At 50.6% G+C, this 21,309-nt stretch carries 16 protein-coding genes; 14 read left to right on the forward strand and 2 right to left on the reverse strand.

Annotation, left to right across the window (positions count from 1 at the left end; genetic code table 11):
- Positions 1-22: 22 nt before the first annotated feature.
- The 6 genes from AC4G47_RS01110 to AC4G47_RS01135 all read left to right on the forward strand — a co-directional run bounded on the left by AC4G47_RS01110 (position 23) and on the right by AC4G47_RS01135 (position 8,354).
- Positions 23-2,335 carry a glycoside hydrolase family 3 N-terminal domain-containing protein gene (locus AC4G47_RS01110; RefSeq protein ID WP_491104382.1) on the forward strand — a complete coding sequence of 771 codons (2,313 nt, stop codon included), beginning with the start codon at positions 23-25 and terminating at the stop codon, positions 2,333-2,335.
- The gene (locus tag AC4G47_RS01115; RefSeq protein ID WP_491104384.1) at positions 2,332-5,463 is read left to right on the forward strand and encodes an alpha-mannosidase; all 3,132 of its coding nucleotides are present in this window, start codon (positions 2,332-2,334) and stop codon (positions 5,461-5,463) included. Before AC4G47_RS01110 ends, AC4G47_RS01115 begins: the two co-directional genes overlap by 4 nt.
- Positions 5,464-5,480: 17 nt before the next feature.
- On the forward strand, positions 5,481-6,356 hold the full coding sequence (locus AC4G47_RS01120; RefSeq protein WP_491104386.1) for a sugar phosphate isomerase/epimerase family protein: 876 nt from the start codon (positions 5,481-5,483) through the stop codon (positions 6,354-6,356).
- A gap of 12 nt (positions 6,357-6,368) precedes the next feature.
- Positions 6,369-7,241: a sugar phosphate isomerase/epimerase family protein gene (locus AC4G47_RS01125; protein WP_491104388.1), complete on the forward strand. Its 873-nt coding sequence runs from the start codon at positions 6,369-6,371 to the stop codon at positions 7,239-7,241.
- Positions 7,242-7,428: 187 nt separating this feature from the next.
- Positions 7,429-7,656, forward strand: a complete 228-nt coding sequence (locus tag AC4G47_RS01130; RefSeq protein WP_145326349.1) for a DNA-binding protein — start codon at positions 7,429-7,431, stop codon at positions 7,654-7,656.
- A 269-nt stretch (positions 7,657-7,925) separates the two neighbouring features.
- Positions 7,926-8,354, forward strand: a complete 429-nt coding sequence (locus tag AC4G47_RS01135) for a VOC family protein (protein ID WP_458124923.1) — start codon at positions 7,926-7,928, stop codon at positions 8,352-8,354.
- A 100-nt stretch (positions 8,355-8,454) separates the two neighbouring features.
- On the opposite strand, the gene AC4G47_RS01140 is transcribed toward AC4G47_RS01135, so the two are convergent.
- A complete protein-coding gene (locus AC4G47_RS01140; RefSeq protein WP_491104390.1) occupies positions 8,455-9,312 on the reverse strand; it encodes a hypothetical protein in 858 nt (285 codons plus the stop codon).
- Positions 9,313-9,548: 236 nt separating this feature from the next.
- Between AC4G47_RS01140 and ytxJ the strand changes: the two genes are divergently transcribed.
- The 8 genes from ytxJ (at position 9,549) to AC4G47_RS01180 (ending at position 19,765) form a co-directional block, all read left to right on the forward strand.
- The gene (gene ytxJ / locus AC4G47_RS01145; RefSeq protein WP_491104392.1) at positions 9,549-10,088 is read left to right on the forward strand and encodes a bacillithiol system redox-active protein YtxJ; all 540 of its coding nucleotides are present in this window, start codon (positions 9,549-9,551) and stop codon (positions 10,086-10,088) included.
- 296 nt (positions 10,089-10,384) lie between these two features.
- Entirely contained in the window at positions 10,385-10,447 is a 63-nt protein-coding gene (locus tag AC4G47_RS01150) for a potassium-transporting ATPase subunit F (RefSeq protein ID WP_353884092.1), read from the forward strand.
- Between the two features lie 59 nt (positions 10,448-10,506).
- On the forward strand, positions 10,507-12,186 hold the full coding sequence (gene kdpA, locus AC4G47_RS01155; RefSeq protein ID WP_491104394.1) for a potassium-transporting ATPase subunit KdpA: 1,680 nt from the start codon (positions 10,507-10,509) through the stop codon (positions 12,184-12,186).
- A 208-nt stretch (positions 12,187-12,394) separates the two neighbouring features.
- Positions 12,395-14,395, forward strand: coding sequence for a potassium-transporting ATPase subunit KdpB (gene kdpB / locus AC4G47_RS01160; protein WP_491106616.1), 2,001 nt, complete (start codon positions 12,395-12,397; stop codon positions 14,393-14,395).
- Between the two features lie 62 nt (positions 14,396-14,457).
- Entirely contained in the window at positions 14,458-15,018 is a 561-nt protein-coding gene (gene kdpC, locus AC4G47_RS01165; RefSeq protein WP_491104395.1) for a potassium-transporting ATPase subunit KdpC, read from the forward strand.
- Between the two features lie 104 nt (positions 15,019-15,122).
- Positions 15,123-17,462: a histidine kinase gene (locus AC4G47_RS01170; RefSeq protein WP_491104396.1), complete on the forward strand. Its 2,340-nt coding sequence runs from the start codon at positions 15,123-15,125 to the stop codon at positions 17,460-17,462.
- A 4-nt stretch (positions 17,463-17,466) separates the two neighbouring features.
- Positions 17,467-19,062 (forward strand): ATP-binding protein, encoded by a 1,596-nt coding sequence (locus tag AC4G47_RS01175; RefSeq protein ID WP_491104398.1) that lies wholly within the window; start codon positions 17,467-17,469, stop codon positions 19,060-19,062.
- 1 nt (position 19,063) lies between these two features.
- Entirely contained in the window at positions 19,064-19,765 is a 702-nt protein-coding gene (locus AC4G47_RS01180; protein ID WP_477535418.1) for a response regulator, read from the forward strand.
- Positions 19,766-19,884: 119 nt separating this feature from the next.
- On the opposite strand, the gene AC4G47_RS01185 is transcribed toward AC4G47_RS01180, so the two are convergent.
- The gene (locus AC4G47_RS01185; RefSeq protein WP_336765563.1) at positions 19,885-21,186 is read right to left on the reverse strand and encodes an alpha-glucosidase/alpha-galactosidase; all 1,302 of its coding nucleotides are present in this window, start codon (positions 21,184-21,186) and stop codon (positions 19,885-19,887) included.
- Positions 21,187-21,309: the final 123 nt, after the last annotated feature.

Here is a 21,309-nt window from a genome sequence, read left to right on the forward strand (position 1 = left end):
AACGCATAAGGAGAATGTGCATATGGACTATAAAGATGCTTCGCTTCCCATTCAGGAACGGGTTCAGGATCTGATCGGACGGATGACAACAGCAGAGAAGATTGGACAACTCATTCAGCCGATGGGGTGGAAGACGTATGATAAAGCAGCAGATGGTACAGTACAGGTGACGGAAGAGTTCAAAGCGGACATGGAACAGGGTGGTGTCGGTTCTCTGTACGGTGTGCTTCGGGCCGACCCATGGACTGAAGTGACACTTGAGACGGGGCTGTCCCCACGGCAGGGGGCTGTCGCGACGAATGTCATTCAGCAGTATACCATGGAGCATTCCCGGCTGGGCATTCCCATTTTGTTTGGAGAAGAGTGTTCCCATGGACATATGGCGATTGGAGCGACTGTGTTTCCCGTACCGTTAACAGTAGGCAGCACGTGGAACATGGAGTTATACCGCAAGATGTGTGAAGCCATCGCTGTGGAGACCCGGAGTCAGGGAGGAGCGGCAACCTACTCTCCAGTGCTTGATGTGGTGCGTGACCCGAGATGGGGACGGACGGAGGAGTGTTTTGCGGAGGATCCCTACTTGATTGGTGAATTCGCAGTAGAAGCGATGAAGGGACTACAGGGTGATCGCCTCGATTCCAACCAGACGATTGTCGCGACACTCAAGCATTTTGCGGCTTATGGCAGCTCGGAGGGTGGGCGTAATGCAGCACCTGTGCATATGGGATTACGTGAATTGCATGAAATAGATCTGTTGCCGTTCAAAAAAGCGGTGGAAGCCGGAGCATGCTCTGTCATGACCGCGTATAACGAGATTGATGGCGTACCTTGCACGTCCAGTACGTATCTGCTGAATGACCTTCTGCGTGAGCAGTGGGGGTTTGAAGGATTCGCGATTACTGATTTTGGCGCCATTCAGATGCTGGTCCATGGACATAACACCGCTGAGAACGGGGAGCAGGCCGTGGCTCAGTCCCTTCAGGCAGGGGTAGACATGGAGATGTCCGGGTACATGTACCGCAAACATCTCGGTCAGGCGTTGGAGCAGGGGCTGATCGAAGAGAAGGATCTGGACTTGGCTGTGTGGCGAGTGTTGGAGATGAAATTCAGACTCGGGTTATTCGAACAGCCTTTCGTAGATCCTGAATTTGCAGAACAGGTTATCGGATGTGAGGGTCATATTCAGCTGGCGAGGGAAGTTGCACAAGAGGGAATTGTTTTGCTGAAAAATGAAGGGGCTACCTTGCCACTCTTCAAAACAGGTACGAAGGTAGCCGTCATTGGTCCGAATGCGAACCATATCTATAACCAACTTGGGGACTATACCTCACCACAGCCGAGAGAGCAGATCGTCACGGTACTGGATGGCATTACGCGCAAGCTTGGCGCTGATTCGGGTCAGGTGCTGTACGCACCCGGCTGCCGGATTAAAGGCGACTCCAGAGAGGGTTTTGCGCAAGCGCTCGACTGTGCGGAACAGGCGGATGCCATCGTGATGGTGATGGGCGGTTCCAGCGCCCGCGATTTTGGCGAAGGTACGATAGACTTGCGGACAGGTGCGTCTGTGGTAACCGATGATCCATGGAACGACATGGAGTGCGGTGAGGGCATTGATCGGGCATCCCTGAATCTCACGGGTGTTCAATTGGAGCTGGTACAGGAGGTACATAAGTTGGGGAAACCGGTTATTGTGGTGTATATTAACGGCCGTCCCATTGCTGAACCTTGGATTGATGAGCATGTACATGCCATTGTGGAAGCGTGGTACCCAGGACAGGAAGGCGGTAACGCAATTGCAGATATTCTGTTTGGCGATGTGAACCCATCGGGTCGCCTGACCGTCTCCATTCCCAAGCATGTTGGTCAACTCCCAGTCTACTATCATGCCAAACGCACTCGTGGCAAGCGGTATCTGGAGATGGATCTGGCTCCGCAGTATCCGTTCGGATATGGACTGAGCTATACCGAGTTCAAATACGAGAATGTAAGGGTAGTGCCAGAAGTCATTGGGCCAGAAGATGAGGCACAGGTGCAGGTGGAAATTACGAATACCGGCGCGGTTGCGGGAAGCGAGGTTGTGCAGTTGTATATCACCGATGTGTCGGCCTCGGTCACGCGGGCTGAAATGTCACTGAAAGGTTTTCGTAAAATCCATCTGGAGCCAGGACAGACCCAAACCGTTACGTTCCCTGTGCAAAAAGAACACCTCGCACTGGTCGACTCCCGTCTCCAGTCTGTCGTTGAACCGGGTGAGTTCAGACTCATGGTTGGCCGTAGTTCCGCAGAATGGACTGCTTGCAGTCTGCAGATCCAGAAGGTGGGGGTGGAGGTATGATTCGAATTCAGCGATTCATCGAAGATCTGAAGCAGCGGCAATGGCTGGATACGATCGAGCTTCCAGCGTGGGAGATGCAGAGAGCCAGATACATTCGGCCAGGGGAATACGAGTACGAACAGGGATATGAACATAAAGATGAGCAGACAGACAAGGCAATGCAAAGCTTGAATCCGCTCAACAGCGTACACGGAACGACATATTTTCTGAGTAAACGTATGGAGATTCCGGACAGTTGGGAGGATCAGGCTGTTGGGTTGATCTTTGAAGCAGGAGGAGAAGGGCTGCTGAAGGTGAATGGCATACCTTATCACGGACTGGATCGAAATCACGGATTCGTACCTCTGCCGAGAAGTCGGGTAGGGAATACGCCGCAGTTGGAGATTGAACTCTACGATCCGATTCCAGAGCCGCATGATCCACTCAACCGACAAGCTGTTATTCAGCCGCCGATTCGGGGCATCCGGGCAGCATTGGTTCATGTTAACCAGCCACTCCAGAGCCTGATGTACAGCGTTACGGTACTCGCGGAGTCACTCCGGGCATATACCGAGAAGGAGCCCAAGCGGATGGTACTGACTCAGGCCATTCATCAGGTGATGGATGAGATGTACAATGACCCAGACCGGTGGAGTGATGCAGCCTGGATACAGAACTTCGAACATGCATTGGCTCAGTCGGTACAGCAGGAAGACCCGGAGGAGTATCGAAGTGGCTTCATGCATCTGGTTGGACAATCCCACATTGATATTGCCTGGCTGTGGCCTGTACGTGAGACGGTTCGCAAGTCCAGTCGCACGTTCTCGACCATGTGTACGTTGATGGACACGTACCCAGACTTTGTGTATTCCCAGAGCCAGCCGCAGCTGTATGCCTTCGTGAAGGATCATTACCCGAAGCTGTACGAGCGAGTGAAAGCCCGCATTGCCGAAGGCCGCTGGGAATTGGTTGGAGGCATGTGGGTGGAACCGGATCTGAATATTCCGAGCGGCGAGTCATTGGTTCGACAGATTCTATATGGACAGAACTTCTATCAGGCGGAGTTTGGCAAACGATCCAACATTGAATGGCTGCCCGATACCTTCGGCTACTGTGCTTCCTTACCGCAGATGCTTAAGTTGGCAGACATCCCTTATTTTATGACCACGAAGCTGAATTGGAATGATACCAATGCGTTCCCTTATGACCTGTTCGACTGGGTAGGCATTGACGGTACTTCCGTGCTGGCTTATCTGAATCATGGGGTGAATGAGCACACAAGGCCCAAAGATGTGGATGAACATTGGCAATCATACAAGCAAAAGGATGTGCACCCTGAGCAAATGTTGCTTTACGGACATGGCGATGGGGGTGGTGGCGTAACCGATGAGATGGTGGAGTTTGCGGAGCGGTCCCATTTTATGGTGGGACAGCCGATCAGCAAATTCAGCACAGCAGGCGCTTTTTTTGAAGACATATCAATAAATAAACCGATGTTGCCGAAATGGCACGGGGACTTGTACCTGGAGCTGCATCGCGGAACGTACACGACTCATGCGAGGAACAAACGTAGCAACCGAAAGGCAGAGGTATTGTATCGGGAAGCGGAGATCTGGGGGCAGTTTGCCGGAGCTTGCGCCGCACACAGAAAGAATGGCCTGGATGAAGGCTGGAAGCTGATCATGCTCAACCAATTCCATGATATTATTCCGGGGACGTCGATTCCTGAAGTATACGTAACGTCCACCGAGGAGTACACGAAGGTATTTGCATTAGGTACATCCGCACTGCGGGAAACGCTGGATAACCTTGCGGAGAACATTGCAACAGATGAAGTCTATGGTCTCCCCTACATTATATTCAACAGCCTTGGTTGGGAACGTGGAGAGAATATCACTATTACAGGGGATGCCCGCCTCGCCGGATTGGCTGCATTTGACCGTCAAGGGAACCGTCTGGCCTGTGATCTTGAGCAAAAGGAAGACAAGTATACACTGCTCGTGCATGTTCCATTGATTCCTGCCTTTGGGTATACAACTATATGGCTGCGCGAGGCACCGGATGTTATCCTTTCAGTAAGGGAAGATGAATCCTTCCCTTCCACATGGGACACCGAGTACTATACCCTTGAATTCAATGACTTGGGAGAGATCACCAGATGGTATGACAAAATGGTAGGACGCGACTGGCTGAAGCCCGGTGATCGGGCGAATGAGTGGCAGTTTTTCCACGACAAACCGACGTACTGGGATGCATGGGATATCGATCCACGATTTGAATCCCAGCGGGCAGGTGCAGTGCAGTTGATCTCCAGAGAGGTTGTACAGCGCGGGGCTACGCGAGATGTACTGCGTTTTGTCTGGAAGCTGAATCACTCCGAGATCAGCCAGGATATCATTTTGCATCGCCACCAGCGGCGGGTTGATTTCCATACGAAAGTGAACTGGAATGAGAGTCATAAGCTGCTGAAGGTGGCCTTTCCGGTGGATCTGGTGGCAGCCAAAGCAGCCTATGAAATCCCGTTTGGAGCGCTGGAGCGTCCGACCCATAACAACACCAGTTGGGAACAGGCACAGTTCGAGGTCTGCGGGCATCGCTGGGCGGATATCTCAGAGGGCAAAAGTGGTGTGAGTTTGCTGAATGATTGCAAGTACGGGTATGACATCAAGGATCGCACACTCCGCCTGTCCCTGCTCCGTGCCCCGAAATGGCCGGATGAACATGCCGATCAGGGCAATCATGAATTCACGTATTCATTCCTGCCCCATCAGGGCGATTGGCGACAAGCCGCCGTAGTTCGCCGGGCGATGGAGCTTAATCATCCGGTGGAAGTTGTGGCAGCGAGTCAGCATTCCGGTCCATTGCCAGCCGAACACGCTTGGGTTCAGTTCCAGAGTGAGCATGTCATTCTGGATGCAATTAAGGCTGCAGAAGATGGCTCGGGAACGGTGCTGCGTTTCTATGAATCATCAGGAAGTCGAGAAACGGTGCATGTCCAGTGGGCTGAAAAGGAAATCAAGGCATCTACCATTAATCTGTTGGAGGATGAGATCCATCCGTTGGCTGGTGCGAATGGAGCATTCGAACTAACCTTCAAACCGTATGAGATTAAGTCGGTGAAACTTGTTCCAGTGAACCCAAATACGTAATCTTCAGGAGGTATGACATGAAATTAACGAACAAGATCGGTGTCATCGTGGATAGCTTTGGTGTAGGCGTACGGGAAGGGTTGAACAAAGCCAAAGACGTAGGTGCAGAAGGTGTGCAGATCTATGCCGTCAAGGGCGAGATGGACCCCAAAAATTTGTCGCCTGCGGCGCGCAAAGAGTTAAAGAGTTACATCGATTCTCTGGGTCTCGAAATTTCAGCATTGGTCGGCGATCTGGGCGGACATGGGTTTCAGGTCAAGGAAGATAATCCGTGGAAAGTAGAGAAGTCGAAGCGGATCGTGGATCTCGCTTTGGATCTGGGCACCAACATCGTCACAACACATATCGGCATTGTTCCGCATGACCCCTCATCGGAAGTCTACGCTACGCTGCACGCTGCTTGTGAGGAACTGGGCCAATACGCCAAAAGCGTTGGTGCATACTTTGCCATTGAGACAGGACCGGAAACGGCTGCTGATTTGAAAGGATTTCTGGATACGCTGTCGACCAACGGAGTATCGGTGAATTTTGACCCGGCGAATATGGTGATGGTGACCGGAGATGATCCGGCGCGGGGTGTTCATCTGCTCAAGGATTACATCGTACATACCCATGTGAAGGATGGGGTGCGGCTGAAGGAAGTGGACCCAAGAGATGTATACGGTGCAGTCGGTTATGCGCCTATGGATCACGATAAGATTGCTGAGATGGTTTCTTCCGGAACCTTCTTCCGTGAGGTGCCATTGGGTGAGGGTGGCGTTGATTTTGACGGATACTTTGCAACTCTTCAGGAGATTGGGTACACCGGTTATCTGACAATTGAACGTGAGGTAGGCGATCAGCCAGAGAAGGACATTCGCAAGGCGGTTCAATTTATCCAACAATATCGATAGGGAGTTGAGCAGATGAAAGTGGGCCTGAGCACGTATAGTTTGTTGAACGATTTGAATTCGGGTGAGATGACGGTGCTGGATGTAATCGACTGGATTGCGGCGAACGGCGGCGAGCATATGGAGATGGTGCCTTACGGTTATACCGTGGAGGATAATCATGATCTGGCGGATGCGATTCGGGAGCGGGCGGCGATTGCGGGTATTGAACTGTCCAACTACTCAATGCCAGCGAATTTCGTGCAGGAGACGGAAGAGGCGTTTGAAGAAGAGATGGCTCGGGTCAAAAGACATGTGGATGTCGTACACCGAATGGGTGTAAAACATATGCGGCATGACGTCACGGCGTTTACCCTGCCAAAGGAGAAGATGACCATTGCCTGGTTTGAGCAAAATCTGCCGCTGATGGTGCGGGGAAGCCAGATTATTGCGGACTATGCCGCGCAGTTTGGTATCATCACAACCATTGAGAATCACGGCTTCAGCGTGCAGGCGAGTGACCGGGTGCAGCGTGTGCTGCATGCTGTAGATCGTCCGAATTTCAAAACAACACTCGATATTGGCAATTTCATGTGTGTGGATGAGAACCCGATCATCGGTGTCATGAAAAATCTGCCGTACGCTTCTCTGGTCCACTTCAAAGACTTCTACTTCCGTCCTTATGATGAGCATCCGGGTGAGGGTGAATGGTTTCTGACGGCTTACGGCAATTTCCTTCGTGGTGCTATCGTTGGACAAGGGGATATTCCAATCCGTAAAATTGTAAAGCTCATCAAAGATTCCGGTTACGATGGCAACATTACAGTGGAGTTCGAGGGCATGGAGGAATGCAAGTCGGCATCCAAGATTGCCATGGACAACCTGCGTCGCTTCTGGGAAGAAGCGTAAGAATATTATGGAGATACTATCAAGGGCCACGTTCAGAAGTGGCTCTTTTTGTCATGCTAAAGCAGTCGAATAAGCCTAACAGAATATGGTTCTGTGCAAGGATTAAGCTACAAGTAGCACAAGTATGGTATAATAGATACATTCAGCCTGATAATAACTGGCTATGGATAGGAGAGGTCGCTGATCTATGCAGGTATTCGAGGACTGGAATCAGAAAGTAAAGAGGACGTTTAATGCTACGAACCCAGAGGTAGTATTGACGGTATCGGAAGCTGGAAGTTTGCTCGGTTTGACCAAAGACCAGATGAAACTGTACGTGGACAAGAACAAACTAACGAAGGTCCCGATCATGAGAAGTGTTCACAGATACCTCTTATTGAAAAGTGAAATAGATAGCATCGTTCAAACGCGATAACTTTATAGGATTGAACACAACCATTTTACCGACAGGATTCGGGAGAGTGGTCTTTTTTTATCGGAAAGGGGACAGAATGTGCTATGCAAGTGCAAGAAGTAGTAGGAGAGGGATGGATTAAGAATATGTTGGTAATCCTAATCGTGTAAAAGTCTGCAGAAGTTGAGTGAAAAAATATATCCTTGTCAAAGGACAACCTGTTCATATATACTCATGTCGCAAGTGGCGTGAATCGTATAAATACATGAGCCCAAGGAGATGAAGTACGCATGTCGATCAGCTTGAATGTGTATCTGGTAACAGACGGTAATGGACGTGAAGCGGTAGAATTTTATCAAAAGGCATTTGGAGCGGAAGTGCTGGCGCTTCAAACATTTGGCGACGGTCCATCTGACCCGAATCACCCCATCCCGCCCGAAGCGAAAGACCGTATTATGCATGCTTCTTTGCAGATTGGCAACTCGGTATTAATGTTGTCCGATACATTTCCAGGTATGCCTCACACTGTAGGTAATCATGTTACGGTTACGGTGAACACGGATACGGCGGAAGAAGCCAAAGCAATTTTCAACCAACTGCAAGACGGCGGCGAAGTGAAAATGCCGATACAAGAGACGTTCTGGAGTCCAGCCTACGGCTCGGTAGTTGACAAGTTCGGTGTACAGTTTCAGATCAGTGCTACACCGGAACAAGCTTAAGAGTGTACTCTTCACTAAATAGCTTTCAATTGCAAAAACCTCCGCGATCTGCTTCAGGCAGTCTTGGAGGTTTTTATATTTTTTCTTGTACGGAGTGAGATTAACCTTCCTTCTGAATCTTGGAAGGGTTGTTGATTTTATAGGGAACTGGGTTACGTGTCAGCTTCTTCTTGATAATTTTCGCTTCAAACGTGATAACATCTCCCACTTCCAGTTCTTGTTTCTTAACAGTAGCACTGTGACTCGACCAGGCTTCCCCAACATCGATGACGTCTGGCTCCGTGATGGTAACTGCTTCATAGATGATGACTTCATCATCATTGTCAGAGAAGTGATTCGGCACAGTGGTGAATTCTTTGACAACGGCACTCATCTTCACTTTGCCTTCTGGCAGATCAATCTTGACGGTCTTGGCTTTGCTTGCTGTTTTGGCTTTAGGTTTGGCTTCACTGGCTGCCCCGGTTTGAGGTCCAATATACTCTTCCACCAACCCATCCGGATCACCCTTCAGCCCCGAGGAGAGTTCATCTGTGTCCGTGTCGTCCGCATCATCCAGATCAACCGGAATTTCATCCGGGTTAGCCAGTGCATCGGGAGTTGGCGTAACATCAGCAGGGGTAACTGGTGCGACTGTATCCGAAGTTGAGGGTTCCGTGCTGCGTTCTGATCCAGCTGTGCTTATGCTTCTGGCGTTGTAGCTAGAGGCTTGCATTTCCTTCAGATAAGACGGGTGAATACAATGCTTTTGTCCATTATCCAGTTGAATAACGGCTGCCATGTGATCGACATATCCAATGATGGTGCACGGCATGTTCAATCCGTTTCCTTTATAATAGAACGTTTTGAGTTTGGTCGCTTTACCGGAAAGCAGGCCCCACTCCTGACATTTCTCAATCAGCTCATCTTCGTTCTCCAACGCAATAAAATCCTGCGGTTCAATCATAAACGCATATGTCATATGGAATTTCCGCCCTTCCAATCCATTCTTCATGTTCATCGTTTCCAAATTACAATCAGTGTATCACAAATGAGCATTTTGCATAAATCCAATCACTGAAATCTGTACCCGGAGACGAAGATTATCAAAGCCTGCTCGCTGAAGCCTATGCTATAATTTGATCAGAATATAAGGTGGAAGATATAGCACTGATATACATAGCATTGATATACATATTTCAGAAAGGGAAGATCTGCATGAAGAAAAAAGTAAATCATCAAGCCTTATGGCTTGCTATAGGAACGGCTATGGGAGTCATCATTGGTACGGCTACGCAGCAGCTTGGACTCGGGATTGCTTTTGGCGTGGCGCTTGGCATTGTCATTGGTTCAGTGGCTAGCAACCGTGCAGGTTCAGACTCGGAAGATATGCTCAGTGAGCATGTCCGGGAATTGCACAAACCAGGTGACTGGGAAGAGGCAATCCAGCGTTCACAGGATCATCCGGTGCTTATTCTGAAGCACAGCACGACGTGTCCAACCAGTGCGAGAGCGTACAGAGAGTTTATTGCGTTTGTAGGCACCAATGCATCCGATCCCAAACAACCCATGGATTACCGCATCGTCAAAGTGATTGAAAATCGCTCGTTATCCCGCCACATTGCGGAAGAGACCGAGGTTCATCATGAGTCACCACAGATACTGTTGCTTGATCAAGGGAAAGTCGTCAAACATACCTCACATGGCAAAATCACGAAAAAGAGATTATTGCAGTGGGCACAGAATCCATTTGGATAAATAGTAAACCTTATAGACCCGTTCTTTTCAGCCTATAGCTGAGGAGAGCGGGTCTTTTTTTACGCTTTTTTTACACCTGTGGAGGTATTTCTTTACCCCTTTTTTACAGCGTTTCGTATTACGATTTTACATGTAGCAGGTGCAGAGAACGGTGAGAGAGGGAGGAAGGGCGAATGTTGAATGATGCCACGATGATTGGATTGGTTGTGCTGGTGTTTGCGGTGTTTTGGGGATTTGTGCAATTCTGCGAGAAGGCTTGAGGGTAGAGAGGGGGAAGCCAGATGATCGTCATCGGCATGATTGTGCTCGCACTGGTGATTTATCTCGGTTATGTGCTGGTGAAGCCGGAGAAATTCTGATGCTGGCCATGTGCGTAATACGGGAACAAGGGAACGTCGAATAGGGAGGAAATACGGATATGGGTATTGGTGTAGTGCAAGTAGCGGTGACGTTGCTAATCATCCTGCTGCTGGTGAAACCGGTAGGAAAATATATAGTAAACGTGTTCGATGGACAGCGAACGGGGTTGGATCGGGTCTTTGGCGGACCGGAGCGACTGCTCTATCGAGTGATGGGAGTGCGTGAGAACGAAACAATGGGGTGGAAAAAGTATCTTACGGCGGTTCTCCTCTCCAACTTCGTGATGTTGGTGTTGATGTTTTTGGTGCTGCGGCTGCAAAAGTATTTGCCACTTAACCCGGATGGGATCGGGAATATGCCTGCCGCACAGGCATTTAATACGGCTGTATCTTTTATGACCAACACGAACTGGCAGTCGTATACGGGCGAGAATGCCCTGTCGTACCTGTCACAGATGCTGGCAGTGACGTTCCCAATGTTTACGTCGGCAGCGACGGGATTCGCAGTAGCCATTGCATTCATTCGCGGACTGGTAGGCCGCCGGGATGAACTGGGCAACTTCTATGTCGACCTTGTACGGTCGATTACGAGAATTTTTTTACCACTGAGCTTCATCGTAGCCTTGTTCCTCGTGTTCCAGGGTGTGCCTCAGACGCTCGCAGGAGCGGTGAACGCTACCACGCTGGAAGGCGCGCAGCAGACGATCACACGTGGACTGGTCGCTTCACTGGAGTCGATTAAACACATTGGCACCAACGGCGGTGGCTGGTTTGGAACCAATGCTGCACATCCCTTCGAGAATCCGACGGCCCTGAGCAACCTGGTGCATATCGTCTGCATGATGCTACTGCCAACGGCATTGGTATACGCCTTCGGCTTGATGGTCAATAACCGGAAGCAGGGGTGGGCATTGTTCGCAGCGATGAGTTTTCTTTTTCTTGTGATGTTGACCACCGTATTTGTCTCCGAATATCGCGGTGTAACGGCGCTGGATGCGGCAGGTCTACAGGGCAATATGGAGGGGAAAGAGGTCAGGTTCGGCATACCGGAGTCGGCTTTATTCACAGCGGTTACGACGGCGGCTACAACAGGATCGGTCAATAATATGCATGAGTCGCTCACCCCGCTTGGAGGTCTGGTGCCACTGGCTCAGATGATGCTCAATAACGTGTTTGGCGGCAAAGGAGTAGGGCTGATCAACGGACTGTTGTACGTGATTCTGGCAGTGTTTATCTGTGGATTGATGGTGGGACGAACACCTGAGTTTCTGGGCAAAAAAATTGAGGGGAAAGAGGTGAAGCTCGCATCCATTGCGTTGCTCATTCATCCTTTGATTATTCTTGCGCCAACGGCACTCGCGCTTCTGCGGCCTGAAGCCATTGCGTCCATCTCGAATGGGGGCATGCATGGTCTGACCGAGGTTCTCTATGCTTTTGCCTCGGGTGCGGCCAATAATGGATCGGCTTTTGCCGGACTAAATGCCAATACAGACTTTTACAATATTGCGATTGGTATCGTTATGCTGCTGGGAAGGTATGTTTCAATGATCGCCATGCTGGCCATTGCGGGTTCACTCGCTACGAAGCGGGTTGTGCCGGTAACTACAGGTACACTGCGTACACACACACCTCTGTTTGCTGGCATCTTGGTCATGATGATCGTTGTAGTCGGCGCGCTTACGTTCTTCCCATCGCTTGCCCTTGGACCGATTGCAGAGTATCTGGCGATGATTCAATGAGGGATATAACAGGGGAGCAACAGAGGAATTGGTGCAAGGACGTAACGTATGGAGGTGGCATTGCACGATGAATGTAGTCGAACGAAAGAAGGAGCAGACGATGCAACACATGGATACAGAAATGTTCAGATCGAAGGGCAATGAGCCGGATAACAACCGTGGTAATATTCAACGTGATCCCGGATCGAAACGATCGTTAAGCAAGGATATGATACTTCAGGCTTCACTGGATGCGTTCAAGAAGCTAAATCCGGTGGTCATGATCAAAAATCCGGTCATGTTTATTGTCGAGGTAGGTACATTCATTACGCTCTTATTATGCATTAATCCCGATCTCTTCACCGCATCCGAGGCTGGGCGCGGGTACAACATCGCCGTGTTTTTCATTTTGCTGTTCACGCTGCTGTTCGCTAACTTCGCGGAGGCACTTGCAGAAGGCAGAGGTAAGGCACAGGCGGATACGTTACGCAAGACGAAGTCGGACACCCTGGCCAATCTGGTGCAGAAGGATGGAACAATCCGGCAAGTGTCTTCGACCCAGTTGAAAAAAGGTGATATGGTCCGTGTGGAAGTCGGTGAACTGATCCCAACGGACGGGGAAATTACAGAAGGCTTGGCCTCCATTGATGAATCGGCCATTACGGGAGAATCCGCACCGGTTATCAAGGAGGCAGGAGGCGATTTCTCCTCCGTTACCGGAGGTACCCGCGTCGTGTCCGATTACATCGTCATGCGTGTTCAGACCGATCCGGGGGAGTCATTCCTTGACCGGATGATCTCTCTGGTTGAGGGTGCACAGCGCCAGAAAACACCCAATGAAATCGCGCTGACAACCCTGCTCGCCGTATTAACCCTGATCTTTCTAATTGTCATTCTGACGATGGTCCCGATGGCGAATTACTTGGGTATTCGACTGGATCTGGCGACCCTGATCGCCCTGCTCGTCTGTTTGATCCCAACCACAATTGGCGGGTTGCTGTCCGCCATTGGTATTGCCGGGATGGACCGTGTTACGCAGTTCAATGTACTGGCCATGTCGGGTAAAGCGGTGGAAGCGGCCGGGGATATCGATACGTTGATTTTGGACAAAACGGGGACGATCACATACGGAAACCGTATGGCATCTGAATTCATTCCTGTCCAGGGCATAACTGCATCAGAGATGACGCAAGCTGCTTTACAGGCTTCTGTACGGGATGAGACCCCGGAAGGACGTTCTGTTGTGGAACTGGCAGGCAAACAAGGCCAGAGCTGGTCTGAGACGGAGTATGCGAATGCGGAAAATGTGGAGTTCACGGCAGAGACACGGATGTCCGGTCTCAATCTGAGTAACGGCATGAAGATTCGCAAAGGTGCCGTGGATGCGATCAAACGTTATATTGCTTCCGAAGGAGGTCGCATACCCGATGATCTGGATGAGATTGCAAATCGTATTGCGAAGGCCGGAGGTACACCACTTGCTGTAGCCATCGACGAACGAATCTATGGTGTGATCTATCTGAAAGATACCGTGAAGCCAGGGCTGAAAGAGAAGTTCGCCGAGATGCGCGCTATGGGCATCAAGACCATTATGTGTACAGGAGATAATCCGCTGACCGCAGCGACCATAGCGCTGGAAGCGGGCGTGGATGATTTTATTGCTGAAGCGAAGCCCGAGGACAAGATTGCGGCGATCAAAAAAGAGCAGCAGGAGGGCAAACTCGTCGCCATGACGGGCGATGGTACGAACGATGCTCCTGCTCTGGCGCAGGCCGATGTGGGCCTGGCGATGAATTCGGGCACCATGGCGGCCAAAGAAGCGGCCAACATGATTGACTTGGATTCTGACCCGACCAAGCTATTGTCGGTTGTCTCCATTGGCAAGCAGCTGCTGATTACACGCGGCGCGCTCACAACCTTTTCGATATCCAATGATATCGCGAAGTATTTTGCCATCATTCCAGCCATGTTCATTCTCGCCATGCCGCAGCTCCAGGCTCTGAATATTATGAATCTGGCTTCACCGCAGTCTGCGATCCTGTCGGCACTAATATTCAACGCCATTATTATTCCACTGCTCATTCCCATAGCGATGAAAGGGGTTAAGTACCGGGCGATGTCAGCCGAAAGGCTACTTGGGAGCAATGTGTTTATCTACGGCGTAGGCGGTGTGATTGTACCTTTTATCGGGATTAAACTGATTGACTTGGTTTTGTCGGGAATCCTTTAACGAGATAACATCACTTATCAACATTATTCTTGTATCCTAATGAAAAATAGGAAGTGATCTGTATGAACATGTTCTTGCCTGCTATACGGTTATCCATCGTACTTATGCTGATCTGCGGCCTAATCTACCCGCTCGTAACAACTGGTGTAGCCCAGCTTCTCTTTCCTGCGCAAGCGAATGGAAGTCTGATTACGCAAGAAGAGAAAATCATCGGCTCGTCACTGCTGGCGCAGGAAATACAATCGCCGGGGCTGTTCCAGCCCCGGGCATCGAGTGCCGGTTATGACCCAACGGCTTCAGCCGGTTCAAATCGCGCCGTAGCCTCGGAGGAGTATATCGGCGAGATGAAGGAAAAGATTGCTCAGCTTAGACAGGGAAACCCGGGACTGCAGCAGATCCCCGCTGATCTCGTGACGGGTTCAGGTTCGGGACTTGACCCAGATCTCTCTCCCGAAGCCGCTGAGGCACAGATCCCGCGCATTAGCAAAGCTACAGGTCTTAGTGAACAGCAGCTTGTGCAACTTGTAAATGAGCATACGGAAGGCCGGCAAATGGGTATATTCGGAGAACCGCGTGTAAATGTAACGGCTCTGAATATGGCGCTGACAGCAGAACTGAACTAACGAACGAACATATTAGCCTGCTCACGATATATCGGGAGGGGCTTTCTCCATTTTTTTCTTCATATTTTAAGACACGCTCTAATAAGAAAGGGGGGAGAGGACGGATGGAAGACAGCTTCAAGCGCAAGTCACCGGAAGAGATGCTGAAGATGATTACGAAGCTGCAGCAGGGTACGCTCAAAATCTACATCGGCCCAGTCAGCGGATCGGGTAAAACGTATCACATGCTGCGGGAAGGGAACACGTTGCGTGAGCAGGGCATTGATGTGGTCATCTGTGCCGTGTCCACGATGCGCAGACCGGAGACGGTGGAGCAACTTGGCGCACTCGAAAGGATTCCAAGTATTCATTGGTTGCGCCAGAGTGATGATGTAGAGATGAAGGATCTGAACTTGGATGCACTAATGGCGCGTAATCCGGAGGTTGTGTTGGTGGATGGTTTGGCACATCGCAACAGAGAAGGCGCTCGCTATGCTACCCGGCTGGAGGACATTCAGTTCTTGCTCCGAAACAACATCAGTGTCATGACGACGGTAAATGTGTATGAGCTGGAAGGGTATACCGAGCTGGCACGACAACTTACGGGGATCGCAGCAGAATATACGGTGCCTGCCGATACATTGGAGCTTGCGGATGAAGTGAAGCTGATAGACGTCACGCCGGAAACGATACTGAACCGTCTTGCAGAGGGTCATTTGCAGGGACATGAGGGTGAAGCTGTATTTCGTCAAGGCAATCTGGGTATTCTGCGCGAACTGGCCCTGAGATTGGTTGCGGAAGGGGTGAATGAATCCCTGCGTGAGCATCGAGAGGAGATGGGAATTACCCTCACGACAGGCATCATGGAGCGGATTCTGGTGTCCACGCAATATCATTGGAACGGCTCCATCTATATCCGGCGTGGGCAACAGATTGCCAAACGGCTGAATGGTGATTTGTGTGCCGTTGTTTTTCGGAATATGAAGCAGCCATTAACCAAGGAGGCAACCGTATTTCGGCGTAATATGATCAAGCTGGTAGAGAAGTTTGGTGGCCATATGGAGGAGTTGCCTGTAATACACCGTCGCAACATCCCGTTTACGCTGGCGCGTTACGCAATGGAGCACCAGATTACCCGCATTGTGATGGGGCACTCCCGGCGTACACGCTGGCAGGAACTGTGGCAAGGGTCCGTTGTTAACTCGCTCCTACGCAGATTACGTGGTGTCGACCTGTTTCTGGTTGCTGATCGAACGGCCCGGGAGGGTGAACGTGTGGTTCCGGCTAAAGTTAACGATGTGGAGTCACTGACATACCGCAGACTAAGCGAGCAGGAAATGAAGGAACAGATTGGTCAGATTCAGCGCGGCACATTCAAAATATATATCGGAGCCGCACCAGGTGTGGGCAAAACCTACATGATGCTGCGGGAAGGCAATGATTTGCTCCGCAAGGGCATTGATGTGCAGATCGGCTTGCTGGAGACCCATGGGCGGGCGGAAACTGTGGAGCAGATTCGCCACCTGTCTGTGATCCCTCGTGCGCAAAGAGTTTATCAGGGAACTCGTCTGGAAGAGATGGACACGGAGGCCATTCTGCATCTTTGTCCAGAAGTGGTGCTTGTGGATGAACTGGCGCATACGAATGTACCCGGGAGTGTTCGGCAAAAGCGTTATGAAGATGTTCTGCTCCTGCTGAATGCAGGCATCTCGGTGATTACCACAATGAACGTACAGCATCTCGAAAGTCTGAATGATGCCGTTGAACATATTACAGGTGTTCGTGTCCGCGAGACCGTACCCGATCGGATCATTCAGATGGCGGATGAGGTGCAGTTGATTGATGTGGCGCCTCAGGCCTTGCGGCAGCGCATGAGGGAGGGTAAAATCTATGCAACTGCCAAGGTCGAGCAAGCTCTTGCGAATTTCTTTAAAATCGGCAATCTGATTGCCTTGCGTGAACTTGCCCTGCGTGAATTGGCAGACGATGTGGATGAACGGCTTGAAGCACAGCAGGCCAAAATTGCACTTCGAGGACCTTGGCGAAGACAGGAAGCAGTCTTCGTATGTGTAAGCAGTGATCGTCATGCCGAGCGGCTGATCCGACGTGGATTCCGTATGGCTTATCGTCTAAAAGCCATCTGGCATGTACATCATATCCACATCGGTGAGTCCATGAGTGACGAAGTGAAGTGCCATCTGGAAGCGTTGGAGCAGCTGACCATTCGGCTTGGCGGTCAATTTCACATCCACTACAGTCCAAAGTTGCGGGATGTACCCGGACTTTTGGCAAGAAAGGCATCGGAGGCGCGAGCAACCCAGTTGGTGGTCGGGCAGGCAAGACGGGTATGGTGGCTGAATGGCTACCGCGGCTCAGGCTCGGTGGTCAACCGACTTGTACGCTTGTCGCGGCATCTGGATGTATTGATCGTTGCAGATTACGATTATGAACTGAGCGGGATGTGAATGGATGTTTTCTGAACAAGTAAAAAAAGAAACGCGGGCATCTCATGGAAAACGGGTTCCGGCATATGTATGGGTGACCCTCGGGGTGACACTGCTAACCTTGCTGCTTCATGTCATCGATATGAGTGGTGATCTGGTTAATGTAGCGCTGATATACCTGTTTCCCGTACTGGTGAGTGCCGTGTATTGGGGAATGGGGCCAGCTGTATATGCCGCGAGTTTTAGCGTCATTATGTTTGACTTCTTTTTTGTACCCCCATATCTGAGCTTTACGGTTGAGGATTTGAGATATCTCATCTCCTTTGTCGTGTATCTTGCGGTGGCCATTTTAACTGCGAGTCTTGCAGGTCGACTACGACAACAGCTGGAGATGGTAAAAGCACGCGAGGCCACGACGAACTCCCTATACGCATTGAGTCGTCAGATGACAGCCATTACTGATCTGAACACGCTGCTGGTTAATATTGCAACCCAAGTATCGCTTACCTTGGGTAAGCCGGCGGCTGTGTATCTCCCCGATGGGCAGGGGGATCTGCTGGTTACGAGCTCTTCCCCATCCACATTAGAAGGAGAAGGGGGTGGCTGGGGCGATGGGGAGTCGGAGATTGCCATTGCCAAATGGGTATATTATCACGGACAGATCGCCGGTAAGGGATCACCCACTTTGCGGGAATCTCCCGGACTTTACGTGCCGCTACGCACAGAGGAGCAGCTTCATGGCGTGCTCGCCGTGAGCATGGACGCTGGCGAGGTTCATGAGCAGCAAGAACAGCTTCGTCTGCTGGAAGCATGCGGAGGTCTGGCGGCAGGTGCCATTGCCCGAGTGAAGCTGGCGGAAGAGGCCCGATTGGCGCAGATCACTGCCGAATCGGAGCGCATACGCACAGCGCTGCTGGACTCTGTCTCTCATGAATTGCGTACTCCCCTAACCGCCATTATCGGCTCGGCTACGGGATTGTTGGAGAATGATACTCTTTTTACACCCGAGGATCGGAGAGAATTAACAGGCAACATTCGGGATGGGGCCATGCGTATGAATCGTGTCGTCACAAATCTGCTGGGTATGGTTCGGCTGGAGAGCGGCATGTTGCAACTGAACCGGAAATGGTGTGACGTGGAGGATATAATCAGCGTTGTACTGACACAGGTTCGGGAATTCAGTCCGCATCGCAACATTCAAGTTGAACTTCCTGGTGCTCCGGTCTTCATTTACGGAGATGAAGTATTGCTGGAGCAGGTGCTGGTCAATATCGTCAGCAACGCCATCAAATATTCTCCCCATGAAAGCCTGATTGTCATCACTGTGGCGAGTGATGAGAGTCCGAGTCAATTGACGATCATGGTCGCTGATCAAGGCATCGGTATACCGGAAGCAGAAAGAACACGTATATTTGATAAGTTCTATCGCTCGGAGTCGACTCAGCATGTCACAGGGACGGGGCTTGGTCTGGCCATCTGCAAAGGCATTGTGGAAGTCCACGGAGGTACCATTGTAGCAGAGCCGAATCCGGGCGGGGGAACGAGAATGCGCATAGATATCCCCATGGAGGCTCACGGACCGCGGTTTCCCTATTCAGAACAAGGAGAGGTTGAAGAATAAAATGAACGCACCACTAGGGGCTCGCATACTGGTAATCGATGATGAGCCGCAGATTCGCAAATTGCTCAAGGTCACCCTTCAGGCACACCAATTCGAACTCCACGAGTGCGGGGATGGCGAAGAGGGTGTCATTCAGGCCAGCATTGTACATCCGGATCTGATCATCCTTGATCTCGGTTTGCCGGGCATGTCCGGTATGGAGGTGCTTCGCCGGATTCGCGAATGGTCGCAGGTGCCGATTATCGTGCTGACAGCGAAGGATCAGGAGGGAGATAAAATTGCCGCGCTGGATGGTGGTGCAGATGATTATGTGACCAAACCCTTCGGGATGGGGGAGTTGGTTGCCCGTATTCGGGTTGCGCTGCGTCATGTAGCCAAAACGACGGATGAGCCCATATTGCGCTTCGGATCACTTACGATTGATCTGGCCCAAAGGCAGGTCGAACTGGAGGGAACTTTGGTCAAATTAACTCCAACGGAATATGAGATGCTGAAGGTGCTCGCTTCCAATGCGGGAAAGATCATCACCCAGCGTCAGCTTTTGCAGCAAGTATGGGGAGGGCATCATCATGAGTCTGACAGCCATTACCTCCGGGTATATGTAGGACATCTGCGTAAAAAATTAAAGGAAGATCCGACGAATCCCCGATATATTCAGACGGAGCCGGGCATTGGTTATCGCTTTTTGCTCCCAGCCGAATAAGGTTTAATTGACACAGGGCGTTTCTTATAAGTGATGCGATGCACGATTCAGCAGATGAGCGCTATGAAATGGAACAAAACACCGTCCCCTTTAGCAGCAAAGGAAACGGTGCTTTTATATTATGACGTGTATTTTGGCAACCAGTCGCCGTGAGCCTCAATCAACTCATCACACATGGCTACGATGTCATCAATAGACAGTTCTGCAGCTGTGTGCGGATCAAGCATGGCGGCGTGATAGATATGTTCCTTCTTGCCAGTGATTGCTGCTTCAATCGTCAGCAGTTGAGTGTTGATGTTTGTCCGGTTCAATGCCGCGAGTTGTGGAGGCAGGTCACCAATGTACGTAGGGCTGATTCCTGATCCATCGACCAAACATGGTACCTCGACACATGCCTCGCGCGGCAGGTTCGTAATCAGTCCGTTGTTCATGACGTTGCCGCCAATTTTGTAAGGTTGGTTCGTCTCCATGGCTTCCATAATATGCGATGCGTATTCCCGGCTGCGGGTATGTTCAATATTTTCGCTGGCAAACAGCTTGGTACGCATCTCTTTCCAGCCTTCAATCTGGTTCACACAGCGGCGTGGATACTCATCCAGTGGAATGTTGAAGCGTTCGATTAGCTCCGGGTAATTCCGTTTGATGAAGTAAGGGTGGTACTCAGCATTGTGCTCGGAGGACTCCGTTACATAATAGCCAAAACGCTGCATCAGCTCAAAACGAACCATGTCATCATGCTGTTCCTTCTGTTTTTCCTTCGCCAGACGTTTGATCTCGGGGTACAGATCCTGCCCGTCTTTTGTAACTTCGAGCAGCCATGCCATGTGGTTGATGCCTGCAATTTTGGCTACGACACCCGTCTGATCGATCCCCAGTGCATCAAACAGATGCGGTACACATACCTGCACACTATGACACAATCCTACGGTTTTGATCCCACCATGTACGTTCATGACATTGGTAAGCACGGCCATCGGGTTGGTATAGTTCAGGAACCATGCATCCGGACATACTTCCTGCATATCCCGGGCAAAATCCAGCATGACCGGAATCGTCCGCAAGTTACGGAAAATTCCGCCGATACCGAGTGTGTCTGCAATCGTTTGACGCAGTCCGTATTTCTTCGGAATCTCGAAGTCCGTAATGGTGCATGGATCATACCCACCCACCTGAATGGCGTTGATGACATATTTGGCTCCGCGCAGCGCTTCTTTGCGGTCATGATATACGTTAATGACACAACGACTTCCAATCGAACGGGCCAGACTGGTCAGCAAACGCTCTGAATCGCTCAAACGTTCAGCATCAATATCGAACAATGCCAGCTCAAAATCTTGCAGTGCTTCGGTCATCATGACATCACCCAATACATTTTTAACAAAGACGGTGCTGCCTGCACCGAGGAACGTAATTTTATTCATTTAAGTTAGCCTCCCTGAAAAATGTTGTACCCCAACTATAGGCCGATTCGGCGCATATAACTATGGCTCAACCCCTTTCAAACATGTTATAATCCCATTTTTGTTCCCGCTTTCAACTAATAT

Source organism: Paenibacillus sp. Negev47, assembly GCF_058313655.1.

Excerpts from the sequence above, each read along its gene's own strand:
- AC4G47_RS01130 (WP_145326349.1), top strand. The coding sequence starts at position 7,429 with ATGCAGGTATTCGAGGACTGGAATCAGAAAGTAAAGAGGACGTTTAAT.
- AC4G47_RS01175 (WP_491104398.1), top strand. The coding sequence starts at position 17,467 with ATGTTTTCTGAACAAGTAAAAAAAGAAACGCGGGCATCTCATGGAAAA.
- kdpB (WP_491106616.1), top strand. The coding sequence starts at position 12,395 with ATGATACTTCAGGCTTCACTGGATGCGTTCAAGAAGCTAAATCCGGTG.
- AC4G47_RS01125 (WP_491104388.1), top strand. The coding sequence starts at position 6,369 with ATGAAAGTGGGCCTGAGCACGTATAGTTTGTTGAACGATTTGAATTCG.
- ytxJ (WP_491104392.1), top strand. The coding sequence starts at position 9,549 with ATGAAGAAAAAAGTAAATCATCAAGCCTTATGGCTTGCTATAGGAACG.
- kdpC (WP_491104395.1), top strand. The coding sequence starts at position 14,458 with ATGAACATGTTCTTGCCTGCTATACGGTTATCCATCGTACTTATGCTG.
- AC4G47_RS01180 (WP_477535418.1), top strand. The coding sequence starts at position 19,064 with ATGAACGCACCACTAGGGGCTCGCATACTGGTAATCGATGATGAGCCG.
- AC4G47_RS01115 (WP_491104384.1), top strand. The coding sequence starts at position 2,332 with ATGATTCGAATTCAGCGATTCATCGAAGATCTGAAGCAGCGGCAATGG.
- kdpA (WP_491104394.1), top strand. The coding sequence starts at position 10,507 with ATGGGTATTGGTGTAGTGCAAGTAGCGGTGACGTTGCTAATCATCCTG.
- AC4G47_RS01185 (WP_336765563.1), bottom strand. The coding sequence starts at position 21,186 with ATGAATAAAATTACGTTCCTCGGTGCAGGCAGCACCGTCTTTGTTAAA.
- AC4G47_RS01110 (WP_491104382.1), top strand. The coding sequence starts at position 23 with ATGGACTATAAAGATGCTTCGCTTCCCATTCAGGAACGGGTTCAGGAT.
- AC4G47_RS01170 (WP_491104396.1), top strand. The coding sequence starts at position 15,123 with ATGGAAGACAGCTTCAAGCGCAAGTCACCGGAAGAGATGCTGAAGATG.
- AC4G47_RS01140 (WP_491104390.1), bottom strand. The coding sequence starts at position 9,312 with ATGACATATGCGTTTATGATTGAACCGCAGGATTTTATTGCGTTGGAG.
- AC4G47_RS01120 (WP_491104386.1), top strand. The coding sequence starts at position 5,481 with ATGAAATTAACGAACAAGATCGGTGTCATCGTGGATAGCTTTGGTGTA.
- AC4G47_RS01135 (WP_458124923.1), top strand. The coding sequence starts at position 7,926 with ATGTCGATCAGCTTGAATGTGTATCTGGTAACAGACGGTAATGGACGT.